This window comes from Noviherbaspirillum sp. (assembly GCF_035627455.1).
Lineage (GTDB): Bacteria > Pseudomonadota > Gammaproteobacteria > Burkholderiales > Burkholderiaceae_D > Noviherbaspirillum.
The window spans coordinates 14,347-27,041 of record NZ_DASPLS010000064.1; the positions used below are offsets into that span (position 1 = coordinate 14,347).

A 12,695-nucleotide genomic window follows, 5' to 3' on the forward strand; every position below is an offset into this window, starting at 1 on the left:
CCTGTCGCCGATTGCCAACCGCGCGCGCAGTCGGTTTTGATAGACTGACCGGACAGGACGCAAGTGCGTCGGCGACAGGCAGCAGGCAGTTCAGATGACGATCAGTGGTACAAGCGGCAACGACAAGCTCGTCGGAACCGCAGCGGATGATGTGGTATACGGTGGCCCGGGCAGCGATACGCTGGACGGCGGAGCGGGCAACGATGAACTCTACGGCGGCGAGGGCAACGACACCTATGTCGTGCGTGATCGCTGGGACCAGGTATATGACAGCGGGGGCACGGATGCGGGCATCGTGCATGTCAATTTCTACAAGACCGACCCCGAGATCGAAAGCTGGTCGTGGGCGTCCGGGGTGCAGAAGCTGCCATACTGGCTGGACGCGCTGCTGCCCGGTTCCGCACCCGGCTTCGTCCCCCTGCTCAACGGCAGCAAGACCTTCTCTTATTGTTTCCCCACCTCGGTCCCGGCCCATTTCTCGAGCGAGGACGCAGCGGGGTTCAAGGCTTTCACCGCGCAGCAGCAGAGCTTCGTGCGGCAGGCGCTGGCCTACATCTCGACCATCGTCGACCTGCGGTTCGTCGAGACCGACAATCCGGCGGCGGTCAATACCATCGTATTTGCGAACAACGCGCAGACCGGCTCCTCCGGCTATGCCTACTTCCCCTTTGACGACTACCAGGGCAGCGACGTGCTGCTCAATTACACAGGCGGCAGCGCCGGCAACCTGACGCCCAGGACCGGCGACTACTCGGCGCTGACGCTGATCCACGAACTGGGTCATGCGCTCGGACTGAAACATCCTTTCGAGACGTCTGTGGCGGAGGCGAACGAAGGCCCCTACCTGCCTGCGGCGGAATCGAATTCGCAATGGTCGGTGATGACCTACACCTCGCGGCCTTCCGAGTATGCGCTGCGTTACTCGCCGCTCGACATCGCCGCGCTGCAGTACCTGTACGGACCGAGCAAGGCGGCCGGCACCGATGACGTCTATACGCTCTCCGCCGGTGCATCCAACATGATCTGGGATGGCGGCGGCAGCGACACCATTGACGGTTCGGCATTGACGCAATCGCTCGCGCTCTACCTCGAACCCGGCTGCTGGGGCTATATCGGGTCGAAAGCGTCGCTGATTTCGGCGGCGGGCCAGGTCACCGTCAATTTCGGGACCGTGATCGAGAATGCAAAAGGCGGTTCCGCCGGCGACATCATCGCCGGCAATGATGCCGCGAACCGCCTCCATGGCTTGGCGGGCAACGATACGCTCGAAGGCGGCGCCGGCGGCGACATTCTCGACGGCGGCGAAGGCAACGATACCTTCGCCGGCCTCCTGGGCAGGGATGCGATCCATGGCGGCAACGGCAGCGACAAGCTGGCGCTGGCCCAGGCTTCTTCCGCCATGCAAGTGACCAAGCTGCGCAGCAATGTCGCGCTGATCAGCGATGCGAGCGGCAGCAATGTCGCCATTTGCCGCGATGTGGAACAGATCCAGTTTTCCGACCTGCTGCAGAATCTCTCCGGCGTCGCGGTCGCGAACGATCTCGATTCGACACTTGCGCAGATTTACGTGGCGGCGTTCCGCCGCGCGCCGGAAACGGAAGGCTACAACTACTGGGCGCAGGAAGTCGCCGCGCGCGGCCTGACCGGCGTGGCCGACGTGATTTTCTCGCTGGACGTGGTCAAGGCGATCTATCCGGCCGTCATGTCGGCCTCGCAGTTCGTCACTACCATCTACAGCAATGTGTTCAACAAGGCGCCGGATACGGAGGGCCTGAACTACTGGACGCAGCAACTTGCCTCGAACTCGCGCGGCCAACTGGTGATCGACATGACGAATGCCGCATTGAACGTGCCCGACGGCACGAGCGGCAAGGATTTCTTCCAGAACCGGCTGGACTGGTCGCTGTATGCAGTCGATTACCAGCGCGAGCGCGGCACCTTGACGCCGGCGCACCTGGCCAGCCTCACCGACGGCATCGGCGCGGATACCGGAGCGCTGGTCACGCTGATCGGGCAGGCCGAGTCGGGCGCGGCGATCTGACAAACAATTCGCGGGAACGCCGACAATTGCAGGGCGGTTGAGAGAAGCGGAATCCGCCTTTGTCCTGTTCGGGAACGCGGCGGGTTTCGCTTCTCTCAACCTTGGCGGCCCCACCCACCCTGCGATCACTCATGTGCAGCCGCCAGGCGCGCTGGCGGTCTGCCTTACCGTACCGCGCTCAGCGCCGCCGGCTTGATCTTCGATTCCAGCGGCTTGCCCTTGCGCGCGCGCTTGCCGATATGCGGCGCAAGCTGTGACGCCGACAGCGTCAGTTCCTGTGCCTTGCCGCCGCGTCCGGTGCCGGAGATGGTCACGCCCTTCTGGCTGATCGGCTGGGCGGCAATCAGCTTTTCATTCTTTTCCAGGTCCATCAGGATCACGCCGCGTCCGCCGCCGGACAGGGTCTTGATCTCATCCAGTCCAAATACCAGCAGGCGTCCCTTTTCCGACAGGCAGGCGATGGCGCTTGCGCCGGCACCCACCATGCGCGGGGCGAGCGGCTCGTCGCCTTCGTCCAGGGTGATGAAGGCCTTGCCGGCCTTGATGCGGCTGACCATGTCGCCCGCCTTCGCGCTGAAACCGTTGCCGGCGGTGGACGCGAGCAGCAGAACCGTGTCGGCCGGGCCGGCGAAGTAATGCAGCAGGCGCGTGCCGGCGGCCAGTTCGACCAGCGAGGTCACCGGCACGCCGTCGCCGCGCGCGCCGGGAAGGGCGGATACCGGCACCGAATAGATGCGACCGTTGGAGCCGAAGGCCAGCAGCGTGTCGACAGTGCGGCATTCGAAGGTGCCGTACAGGCTGTCGCCGGCCTTGAAGGTGAACTGCGAAGCGTCATGGCCGTGGCCGTTACGCGCGCGCACCCAGCCCTTCTGCGACAGCACCACGGTCACCGGCTCGTCCAGCACCTTCTGTTCGAAGACGGCTTTCTCGGCTTCCTCGATCAGCGTGCGGCGCGCATCGCCGAACTGCTTGGCATCGGTTTCGATTTCCTTGATCACCAGCTTCTTCATCGACGCCGGGTTGTCGAGCAGGTCGTGCAGGGTTTCCTTTTCGCGGCGCAGATCCGCCAGTTCCTGCTGGATCTTGATCGCCTCCAGCCGCGCCAGCTGGCGCAGGCGGATTTCCAGGATGTCCTCGGCCTGGCGGTCCGAGAGATTGAAAGCCTTGATCAGCGCCGGCTTCGGTTCGTCGGATTCGCGGATGATCCGGATCACCTTGTCGATGTTGAGCAGGATCGCTTCGCGGCCTTCGAGGATATGGATGCGGTCGTCGACCTTCTGCAGGCGGAAGCGGGTGCGGCGGGTAACGGTATCGAAGCGGAACGCGATCCATTCCTGCAGGATGTGCGACAGGCCCTTCTGGCGCGGACGGCCGTCGCGGCCGATCATCACCAGGTTGATCGAATTGCCGGTCTCGAGCGAGGTATGCGCCAGCAGGATGTTCATGAACTCGGTCTGGTCCTGGTTCTTCGACTTCGGCTCGAACACCAGGCGCACCGGCGCATCCTTGCCGGATTCGTCGCGCACGGTATCGAGCACCGACAGGATCATCTGCTTCATCGCCAGCTGGTCCGGCAGCAACGATTTCTTGCCGAGCTTGACCTTGGGATTGGTCAGCTCTTCGATCTCTTCCAGGATCTTCTGCGCAGAGGTGCCGGGCGGCAGCTCGGTCACCACCGCCTGCCACTGGCCGCGCGCCAGGTCCTCGATCTTCCAGCGCGCGCGCACCTTCAGCGTGCCGCGCCCGTTTTCGTACATTTCCGCGATCGCGGCCGCCGGCGTGATGATCTGGCCGCCGCCGGGGAAATCCGGGCCGGGAACCAGCTGCATCAGTTCGGCATGCGTGATCTTGGGATTGCGGATCATCGCCACTGCCGCCTTCGCCACTTCAGTCAGGTTGTGCGACGGGATTTCGGTCGCCAGGCCGACCGCGATGCCGGAGGCGCCGTTGAGCAGCACCATCGGCAGGCGCGCCGGCAGCAGCTTCGGTTCCTGCGTCGAGCCGTCGTAGTTCGGCTGGAAGTCGACGGTGCCCATGTCGATCTCGTCAAGCAGCAGCCTGGAAATCGGCGTCAGCCGCGCCTCGGTGTATCGCATCGCGGCAGCGCCGTCGCCGTCGCGCGAGCCGAAGTTGCCCTGGCCGTCGATCAGCGGATAGCGCAGCGAGAAATCCTGCGCCATGCGCACCAGTGCGTCGTACACCGACTGGTCGCCGTGCGGATGCAGCTTGCCGAGCACGTCGCCGACCACGGCCGCCGACTTGCGCGGCTTGGCGGTGGCGTCCAGCCCGAGTTCATGCATCGCAAACAGGATACGGCGCTGCACCGGTTTCTGGCCGTCGCTCACATCCGGCAGCGCGCGGCCCTTGACGACCGAGATCGCATAGTCGAGATAGGCGCGCTCGGCAAAGGTCGCCAGCGTCAGCGCTTCGCCGTCGCCGGACGGCATGTCTTCAAACAGGGTGGCTTGTTCAGTCATTGCTTTTCTGTGGATGATTCAAGGGCGGTCGCCGGCATGCTGCGGCGGCCCGGAATGGTCATGCGGATGCGTTTCGCACCCGTTGCGTTCTGGTCGAATGCGGCGACCGACAGGCGTTGCGCGGCCGGTTTGTACAGCCGGTAGAACTGCTTGACGATCTGCACGTAGCTGCGCGTTTCCGGATACGGCGGAATCGCGTTGTTGTACTTCTGCACGGCGCCTTCGCCGGCGTTGTACGATGCGATCACCAGCTCCGGCCGGGAAGGGAAGAGCTTGTGCAGGTCGCGCAGGTAGCGCGCCGCCAGCCGGATATTGGTTTTCGGATCGGCCAGCTTCTGCTCCAGGGTTTTCTTCCGGTCGCCCTGCAGGCCGTAGCGTTCGGCGGTCGCCGGCATGATCTGCATCAGGCCGATTGCGCCCTTGGGCGATACCGCGTTCGGGTTGAATCCGGACTCGGCGGCCATCACCGCCTTCAGCAGGGCCGGATCAAGTTCGAATTCCTGCGCCGCCTCGTGCAGCACCGGTTCCACCTTCTGCAATCCCGGATGCCGTGTCAGGAACCCGGACAGCGGCGTTTCCTCCGTTTGATGGGCGCCGAGCTGCGCGGTATCGAAGGGGCCGCTGCCGCGCATGAAGAGGTGGTAACGCGCGTCGATCTTTTCGGTGGAGAAATGCGCGACGCCGTCCGCATCGACATAGCCATAGATGTCCGCCCGCGCGGGGGCGGACAGGATGGCGAAGGCGAGGGCAAGGACGGCAGGGCGCTTCATCGGCGTCGCTCAGATGTCGGCTTCGGCTTCGTTGCCGTGTTCTTCCAGCCAGGCGCGGCGCGCCGCCGCTTCGCTCTTGCCCATCAACATGTTGAAGCGCGATTCGGAGGCGGCCAGGTCGAAGTCGCCGAGCGACACCGGCAACAGGCGGCGGGTGTCCGGATTCATCGTGGTTTCCCACAGCTGCTCCGCATTCATTTCGCCCAGGCCCTTAAAGCGGGAAATGCCCCAGGCGCCTTCCTTGACGCCATCCTTGCGCAGCTTGTCCTCGATCGCCGCCAGTTCGCCGTCGTCCAGCGCATACAGCTTCTGCGCCTGCTTCTTGCCGCGCGCCGGCGCATCGACGCGGTACAGCGGCGGGCGGGCGACGCAGATGTGGCCGCGCGCGATCAGCTGCGGGAAGTGCTTGAAGAACAGCGTCAGCAGCAGCACCTGGATGTGCGAGCCGTCGACGTCCGCATCCGACAGGATGCAGATCTTGCCGTAGCGCAGGCCGGACAGGTCGGGTGTATCGTTCGGCCCGTGCGGATCGACGCCGATCGCCACTGCGATGTCGTGGATTTCATTGTTGGCGAACAGGCGGTCGCGTTCGGTCTCCCAGGAGTTCAGCACCTTGCCGCGCAGCGGCAGGATGGCCTGGAACTCCTTGTCCCGGCCCATCTTCGCGGAACCACCCGCCGAGTCGCCCTCGACCAGGAACAGCTCGTTGCGCGTGACGTCGTCGGATTCGCAGTCGGTGAGCTTGCCCGGCAACACCGCCACGCCGGAAGATTTCTTTTTCTCGACCTTCTGCGCCGAACGCAGGCGCGACTGCGCCTGCTTGATCACGAGTTCCGACAGCTTGCGGCCGTAATCGACATGCTGGTTCAGCCACAGTTCAAGCGCCGGGCGGATGAAGGAGCCGACCAGCCGCACCGCGTCGCGGGAATTGAGGCGCTCCTTGATCTGGCCCTGGAACTGCGGGTCGAGCACCTTGGCCGACAGCACGAAGGATACGCGCGCGAATACGTCTTCCGGCAGCAGCTTCACGCCCTTGGGCAGCAGCGCATGCATCTCGACGAAGCTCTTGACCGCGTTGAACAATCCTTCGCGCAGGCCGGCTTCATGGGTGCCGCCGGCAGGCGTGGGAATCAGGTTCACGTAGGATTCGCGCACCACATTGCCTTCCTCGGTCCAGGCGACGACCCAGGCCGCGCCTTCGCCCTCGGCAAAGCCTTCGGCGTCGGCGCCGGCATACTGCTCGCCCTCGAACAGCGGGATCAGCGGTTCCGCTCCCGAGGTCTGCGCCAGCGTTTCGACCAGATAGCCGCGCAGGCCGTGTTCATAGTGCCAGCTCTGGCGCTCGCCGGTCTTGCCGTTGACCAGCGTGACCTTCACGCCGGGCAGCAGCACCGCCTTGGAGCGCAGCAGGCGCTGCAGTTCCGCGTTCGGGATGGCGGAGGAATCGAAATACTTCGCATTCGGCCAGACGGTGACGCGGGTGCCCGATTTCTTGTCTTCCCGAGTCTGGGACCGGGATTTCAGCTTTTCGACCACATCGCCGTCGGCAAACGTGATCTGGTGCACGCCGCCTTCGCGCCACACCGTGATTTCCAGGCGCGATGACAAGGCATTGGTGACCGACACACCGACCCCGTGCAGGCCGCCGGAAAAGGAATAGGCGCCGCCCGAACCCTTGTCGAACTTGCCGCCCGCATGCAGGCGGGTAAACACGATTTCGACGGTCGGCACTTTTTCTTCCGGATGCAGGCCGACCGGGATGCCGCGGCCGTCATCCTCGATGCTGACGCTGGCGTCGGGGTTCAGGGTGACGATGATGTTCTTGCAAAAGCCGCCGAGCGCTTCGTCGGAGGCGTTGTCGATCACTTCCTGGATGATGTGCAGCGGATTCTCGGTGCGCGTGTACATGCCCGGCCGCTGCTTGACCGGTTCGAGTCCCTTCAGGACCCGGATGGACGATTCGCTGTAATCGGAGGATTTTCTAGTTGCCATTCAGAGGAGAAGCCACGTATCGGTGATTACCGGAGGGCATGTATTTAAACATAAGTCACAGCATTCTAATGAAAATCGAAGCGGCATTCCCGGGTAAAGTACTCGGGATTCGACTAAGTGGGGGCGATTGGTGCCACTCCAATAACTGTTCGTCAATATCGCGCGACTTGTTGTCTTATGGCGGAAACAAGCCGAAAAAATTTATCTGGTGCAACTTCTGGAAATGTTTATAAAATGAACCGCGATGATCAGCCAGACATTTCCCTTCGCAGTACGCCTCATCGGCTTCTCGCACGAGGAACAAGCGGCGTTTGACGAGAACTTCGCGGCGAAACCCGGGCGCGGCTACGGGTATTTCCGGCTGGAAGAAGACAACCTGCAGGACCCGGACCTGTACGTTGCCAATGCCCGGCAGCTCAAGGCCCTGGTCAGCCTCGCCGACCAGCGCCCGAGCGAGGTCCGTCCGGCGATGCTGGTCGGTCGGCCCGGCCTCGACCTCCCCTATCCGCAAGTCGACAGCCCGATCCGCTGGGCGCAGCTGTTCGAGACGCTCGACGACCTGGTCGAAAAGCGGGCCGACGCGCTGTCCCGGCTGGAGGCGTCCGACATCATCGCGGTGCCGGAGCGCCGACGCCGTGACCGCCTCGACCTCGACCTGACCGATCCTTCGGAATACGAAAGGATGCGCACGCCGGTACCCGAGAATGGCGCGCTGCTGGTGGTGGACAAGGCGCCGGCGCTGCGCGACTACCTGTCGGACCTTCTGGCACGCCAGAAAGTGAAGGTCCTCTGGGTCAACAACGAGAGCGAGGCAGCCGAGATCTGCAAGCAGGAGCGGGTGGCGGTGGTGATGATCAATACCTCCACGCCGGGCGTCGATCCCTACCGGCTGTGCTGGGCGGTGAAGGAAAAGGATTCGCCGCTGCGCATCGCGGTGGTCTTCCTGGTCAGCAAACCATTTATCTACGACCTGGAACAGGCGCGCTACGTGGGCGCCGACGGTTTCCTGAAAAAGCCGCTGGCCAGCCACCACCTGGTCGCGGTGCTGAAGAAATTCCTGCCGTTTTCGCGGTAGGGCAGGCGGGGATTGCGTGTCGCTGAGGTAGGGTGGGTGGGACCGCCGAGGTAGAGCGAAGCGAAGCCCACCGAGCGCTCCAGATGCGGTTGATGGCGGGTTTCGCTTCGCTCTACCCACCCTACGGCCTCTGCCGTTTTCGGGGTGAGGCAGGCTGGCCAAGGCGCGGAGAAATAAGCGCGTGCGGCGGGATTCGCTGCTGCGCGCCTATTGCTATTTGCTCAGCAGCCGCATCCCGCGCTCCAGCCCCTCTATCGTCACCGGGAACATGCGGTTGTTCATCAGCTGACGGATCACCGTGATCGATTGCCGGTACTGCCACAAGCCTTCCGGTTCCGGATTGAGCCAGATGAATTTCGGGAAGGTGCTGGTAAAGCGCTGCAGCCAGGCGGCGCCGGCTTCCTCGTTGTTGTACTCGACCGAGCCGCCCGGCTGCAGGATCTCGTAGGGGCTCATGGTCGCGTCGCCGACAAAGATCAGCTTGGTGTCGGGCGGGTATTTGCGCAGGATGTCCCAGGTCGGGAAACGCTCCGCGTGCCGGCGACGGTTGTTCTTCCACAGGTAGTCGTACACGCAGTTGTGGAAGTAGAAGAACTCCATGTTCTTGAATTCCGTCTTCGCCGCGGAAAACAGCTCCTCGGTGCGCGCGATGTGGTCGTCCATGGTGCCGCCGACGTCGAGCAGCATCAGCACCTTGATGTTGTTCCTGCGCTCCGGCTGCATCTTGATGTCGAGGTAGCCGGCGTTGTTGGCGGTGGCGCGGATGGTGTCGTCCAGCGCCAGTTCCTCTTCCGCCCCTTCACGCGCGAACTTGCGCAGGCGGCGCAGCGCCACCTTGATGTTGCGCGTGCCGAGTTCGCGCTCGTCGTCGTAGTCGCGGTAGGCGCGCGCTTCCCACACCTTCACCGCCGAGCGGTTGCCGCCTTCGCCGCCGATGCGGATGCCTTCCGGGTTCTGGCCGCCGTTGCCGAAGGGCGAGGTGCCGCCGGTGCCGATCCAGCGGTTGCCGCCCTCATGGCGCTCCTTCTGTTCCTTCAGCAGCTCCTTCAGCCGGTCCATCAGCTTGTCATAGCCGAACTTTTCGATCGCCGCCTTCTGCTCCGGCGTCAGTTCGCGTTCCATGCGTTTCTGCAGCCATTCCAGCGGAATCTCCGGATGCTTCTCGAAGATCGCATCGATGCCGCGGAAATACAAACCGAACGCCTTGTCGAACTTGTCGTAATGCGCCTCGTCCTTGACCAGGGTGGTGCGCGCCAGGTAGTAGAAATCGTCGAGCGAGGGACTGATGACGCTCTTTTGCATCGCCTCCAGCAGGATCAGGAATTCCTTGATCGAGACGGGAATCTTCGCGTCTTTGAGCGTAAAGAAGAAGTCGATGAGCATGTTGCCTCCTCAGCGCCCGAGCTTGTGGAGCAGGTGGCGCTTGATGGTCGGCCATTCCGATTCGATGATCGAGAAGACGACCGTGTCGCGGAACGACCCGTCCGGCATGCGCTGGTGGTTGCGCAGGACGCCATCCTGCTTCGCGCCGAGCCGGGCGATCGCGTTGCGCGACTGGTGGTTCATCCAGTGCGTGCGGAATTCCACCGCGATGCATTGCAGCTGCTCGAACGCATGCGTGAGCAGCATCAGCTTGGCTTCGGTATTGATCGGGGTGCGCTGCGCGCTCTGCGCATACCAGGTCGATCCGATCTCGACCCGCTTGTGCACGCCGTCGATATGCATGTAGGTGGTCATGCCGCACAGCGCGCCGCTGTCGTTGCGGCGCACCGCGAACGGCATCATGCTGCCCGCGGCCTGCAGCGACAGGCGCCGCTCGATCTCGGCCTTCATGCCTTCCGGCGCCGGGATCGAGGTGTACCACAGCTTCCACAGCGCGCCGTCCAGCACAGCCTCGCTCAAGCCCGCCGCATGGGACATGTCCAGCGGTTCCAGCGTGACGTGCTCGCCTGCGAGCGTGAGCGGCGTGACGAATGCCATGATGGATCAGCGGTTGGTGCGCGACATGAATACCAGCCGCTCGAACAGGTGCACGTCCTGTTCGTTCTTGAGCAGCGCGCCATGCAGGGGCGGCACCACCGCCTTCGCATCCTTGCTGCGCAGCGCGTCCGGCGGGATGTCCTCGGCCAGCAGCAGCTTGAGCCAGTCGAGCAGCTCCGAGGTGGACGGCTTCTTTTTCAGTCCGGCGACCTCGCGCACCTCGTAGAAGGTCTGCAGCGCCTGCGCCAGCAGTTCCTTCTTCAGGTTCGGGAAGTGGACGCCGACGATCTGTTCCATCGTGTCGCGGTCCGGGAACTTGATGTAGTGGAAGAAGCAGCGGCGCAGGAAGGCGTCCGGCAGCTCCTTCTCGTTATTCGAGGTGATGATCACCAGCGGCCGGTTTTTCGCCTTGACCAGTTCGCGCGTCTCGTACACGTAGAATTCCATGCGGTCGAGTTCGCGCAGCAGGTCGTTCGGGAATTCGATATCGGCCTTGTCGATCTCGTCGATCAGCAGCACCACCTGCTGGTCGGACGTGAACGCCTGCCACAGCACGCCCTTGACGATGTAGTTGTGGATGTCCTTGACGCGCTCGTCGCCGAGCTGCGAATCGCGCAGGCGCGATACCGCGTCGTACTCGTACAGGCCCTGCTGCGCCTTGGTGGTCGACTTGATATGCCACTGCAGCAGCGGCATGCCCAGCGCGGCGGCGACTTCCTCGGCCAGCATGGTCTTGCCGGTGCCCGGCTCGCCCTTGATCAGCAGCGGGCGCTGCAGCGTCAGCGCGGCATTGACGGCGAGTTTCAGGTCGTTGGTGGCGACGTAGTTGCTGGAGCCTTCGAAGCGGGTATCAGGGCGCATGGTACGGAGTCTTCAAGAGGAAAAGAAAAATCAAGTATAAGCGAGATGGCAATCCGGGGTTGGAGGGGCGGGTCTAGCGGGATATTTGCGCTGAATCGGACGGCGTTGCGGGCGGCGTGGACTAAGTGCGCGGTCTTCATGTAGAATTGACCAGCTTTCATGCGTCGGAGCAACACCTACAAGCAAATGGGTATTGCCCCGTCAGAACACCAAGAATTCATCCGTAAATGAATCGCCTGCCCGGCGCCGAGAATCCGAAAGAACAAGCAGTGCCGGGGGAGGGAGACGCCTCGCCGAATCCTTTGCGGATGAGTTCTGACATGTCGTATTAACTTTCCGAGCTACCATGAAAAAACATATTGCGTTTCTCGCACTCGCCGGTATCGCCGGCTATGCCGGAGCGGCAGATATCGTCGGCAATGCCAAGGCCGGCGAAACCAAGGTTGCAATGTGCGTCGGTTGCCACGGCATTCCGGGTTACAAGGCATCCTTCCCCGAGGTTTACCAGGTGCCGATGATCGGCGGCCAGTCGGCCAAGTACATCGAGAGCGCGCTGAATGCCTACAAGAAGGGCGACCGCAAGCATCCGAGCATGCGCGGCATCGCCGGCGGCATGTCGGACCAGGACATCGCCGACGTCGCCGCCTATTACGCACAGCAGAAATAAGGGGACGGACAATGAAGACGATTCTCGCGGGCGCAGCGCTGCTGCTTTCCTTCAACGCTTTCGCCGCAGGCAATGTCGACGCCGGCAAGGCGGCTGCCGAGAAGTACAACTGCTTCTCCTGCCACGGCAAGGACTACAACACGCCGATCGACCCGACCTACCCGAAGCTGGCCGGCCAGCACCAGGATTACCTGGCTGTCGCGATGATCGCGTACAAGCGCGGCGCCGATGGCGCCAACGGCCGTGGCAACGCGATCATGGCCGCGCAGGTCAAGCCGCTGTCGAGCAAGGATATCCAGGACATCGCCGCCTATCTGAGCAGCCTGCCGGGTACGCTGGTACTGCGCAAGTAATCCCGCTCAAGCATGAAAAAGCCACGGCTTGCCGTGGCTTTTTTTTCGCCCGCGCGCGGCGCTCAGCGAAGGTGGGAGCGCGCCCAGCGGATGATGTCCGCTTCACCCAGGGCGCCCGCCTGGCGTGCGATTTCCTGTCCGTGACGGAACAGAGCGAGGGTAGGGATGCTGCGGATGCCGAAGCGGGCGGCCAGGCCGGGCTCCTCTTCGGTATCAACTTTCGCCAAACGGAAATCCGGTTCGAGCCGGGCTGCTGCCTGCTCGAACGCCGGCGCCATCATGCGGCAGGGGCCGCACCATGGCGCCCAGAAGTCGACCAGGAGCGGAATGTCGTTGCGAGACGCATGTTTGTCGAAACTGCCGGCGTCGAGCGCGACCGGCCGGTGCTGGAACAGCGGGCGGCTGCAGCTTCCGCAGGCCGGCGCATCGCCCAGCCGCTGCTCGGGAAAGCGGTTAACGGCGTTGCAGGCGGGGCAAAC

General features: G+C 63.4%; 11 protein-coding genes. 4 read left to right on the forward strand and 7 right to left on the reverse strand.

Annotation, left to right across the window (positions count from 1 at the left end; all coding sequences use genetic code 11):
- The first annotated feature begins 94 nt into the window (after positions 1 to 94).
- Positions 95 to 2,041, forward strand: a complete 1,947-nt coding sequence (locus VEC01_RS12015; RefSeq protein ID WP_324901083.1) for a DUF4214 domain-containing protein — start codon at positions 95 to 97, stop codon at positions 2,039 to 2,041.
- A 164-nt stretch (positions 2,042 to 2,205) separates the two neighbouring features.
- Here the strand turns inward: VEC01_RS12015 and parC are convergent, their stop codons facing one another.
- Genes parC through VEC01_RS12030 form a run of 3 tightly spaced genes read right to left on the reverse strand, consistent with a single transcriptional unit; the run spans position 2,206 to position 7,280 of the window.
- On the reverse strand, positions 2,206 to 4,518 hold the full coding sequence (gene parC, locus VEC01_RS12020) for a DNA topoisomerase IV subunit A (RefSeq protein WP_324901084.1): 2,313 nt from the start codon (positions 4,516 to 4,518) through the stop codon (positions 2,206 to 2,208).
- Positions 4,515 to 5,288 carry a lytic transglycosylase domain-containing protein gene (locus VEC01_RS12025; RefSeq protein ID WP_324901085.1) on the reverse strand — a complete coding sequence of 258 codons (774 nt, stop codon included), beginning with the start codon at positions 5,286 to 5,288 and terminating at the stop codon, positions 4,515 to 4,517. Before VEC01_RS12025 ends, parC begins: the two co-directional genes overlap by 4 nt.
- A gap of 9 nt (positions 5,289 to 5,297) precedes the next feature.
- Positions 5,298 to 7,280, reverse strand: coding sequence for a DNA topoisomerase IV subunit B (locus VEC01_RS12030; protein WP_324901086.1), 1,983 nt, complete (start codon positions 7,278 to 7,280; stop codon positions 5,298 to 5,300).
- Between the two features lie 244 nt (positions 7,281 to 7,524).
- Between VEC01_RS12030 and VEC01_RS12035 the strand changes: the two genes are divergently transcribed.
- Positions 7,525 to 8,355 (forward strand): response regulator, encoded by an 831-nt coding sequence (locus VEC01_RS12035; protein WP_324901087.1) that lies wholly within the window; start codon positions 7,525 to 7,527, stop codon positions 8,353 to 8,355.
- Positions 8,356 to 8,568: 213 nt separating this feature from the next.
- On the opposite strand, the gene VEC01_RS12040 is transcribed toward VEC01_RS12035, so the two are convergent.
- Genes VEC01_RS12040 through VEC01_RS12050 form a run of 3 tightly spaced genes read right to left on the reverse strand, consistent with a single transcriptional unit; the run spans position 8,569 to position 11,196 of the window.
- Positions 8,569 to 9,738, reverse strand: a complete 1,170-nt coding sequence (locus VEC01_RS12040; RefSeq protein ID WP_324901089.1) for a hypothetical protein — start codon at positions 9,736 to 9,738, stop codon at positions 8,569 to 8,571.
- A 9-nt stretch (positions 9,739 to 9,747) separates the two neighbouring features.
- Positions 9,748 to 10,335 (reverse strand): GNAT family protein, encoded by a 588-nt coding sequence (locus VEC01_RS12045; RefSeq protein WP_324901090.1) that lies wholly within the window; start codon positions 10,333 to 10,335, stop codon positions 9,748 to 9,750.
- Between the two features lie 6 nt (positions 10,336 to 10,341).
- Complete coding sequence (locus VEC01_RS12050) at positions 10,342 to 11,196, reverse strand: MoxR family ATPase (protein WP_324901091.1); 855 nt, start codon at positions 11,194 to 11,196, stop codon at positions 10,342 to 10,344.
- A gap of 346 nt (positions 11,197 to 11,542) precedes the next feature.
- Between VEC01_RS12050 and VEC01_RS12055 the strand changes: the two genes are divergently transcribed.
- Together VEC01_RS12055 and VEC01_RS12060 are read left to right on the forward strand one after the other, a co-directional pair.
- A complete protein-coding gene (locus VEC01_RS12055) occupies positions 11,543 to 11,863 on the forward strand; it encodes a cytochrome c (RefSeq protein WP_324901092.1) in 321 nt (106 codons plus the stop codon).
- Between the two features lie 11 nt (positions 11,864 to 11,874).
- Positions 11,875 to 12,216 (forward strand): c-type cytochrome, encoded by a 342-nt coding sequence (locus tag VEC01_RS12060; protein WP_324901093.1) that lies wholly within the window; start codon positions 11,875 to 11,877, stop codon positions 12,214 to 12,216.
- Between the two features lie 62 nt (positions 12,217 to 12,278).
- Here the strand turns inward: VEC01_RS12060 and trxC are convergent.
- Positions 12,279 to 12,695, reverse strand: a 417-nt coding sequence (gene trxC, locus VEC01_RS12065) for a thioredoxin TrxC (protein WP_324901095.1), incomplete at its 5' end; no start/stop codon positions are given.

Coding starts and splice junctions, on each gene's coding strand:
- VEC01_RS12040 (WP_324901089.1), bottom strand. CDS start 9,738: ATGCTCATCGACTTCTTCTTTACGCTCAAAGACGCGAAGATTCCCGTC.
- VEC01_RS12045 (WP_324901090.1), bottom strand. CDS start 10,335: ATGGCATTCGTCACGCCGCTCACGCTCGCAGGCGAGCACGTCACGCTG.
- VEC01_RS12055 (WP_324901092.1), top strand. CDS start 11,543: ATGAAAAAACATATTGCGTTTCTCGCACTCGCCGGTATCGCCGGCTAT.
- VEC01_RS12060 (WP_324901093.1), top strand. CDS start 11,875: ATGAAGACGATTCTCGCGGGCGCAGCGCTGCTGCTTTCCTTCAACGCT.
- VEC01_RS12035 (WP_324901087.1), top strand. CDS start 7,525: ATGATCAGCCAGACATTTCCCTTCGCAGTACGCCTCATCGGCTTCTCG.
- VEC01_RS12030 (WP_324901086.1), bottom strand. CDS start 7,280: ATGGCAACTAGAAAATCCTCCGATTACAGCGAATCGTCCATCCGGGTC.
- VEC01_RS12025 (WP_324901085.1), bottom strand. CDS start 5,288: ATGAAGCGCCCTGCCGTCCTTGCCCTCGCCTTCGCCATCCTGTCCGCC.
- parC (WP_324901084.1), bottom strand. CDS start 4,518: ATGACTGAACAAGCCACCCTGTTTGAAGACATGCCGTCCGGCGACGGC.
- VEC01_RS12050 (WP_324901091.1), bottom strand. CDS start 11,196: ATGCGCCCTGATACCCGCTTCGAAGGCTCCAGCAACTACGTCGCCACC.
- VEC01_RS12015 (WP_324901083.1), top strand. CDS start 95: ATGACGATCAGTGGTACAAGCGGCAACGACAAGCTCGTCGGAACCGCA.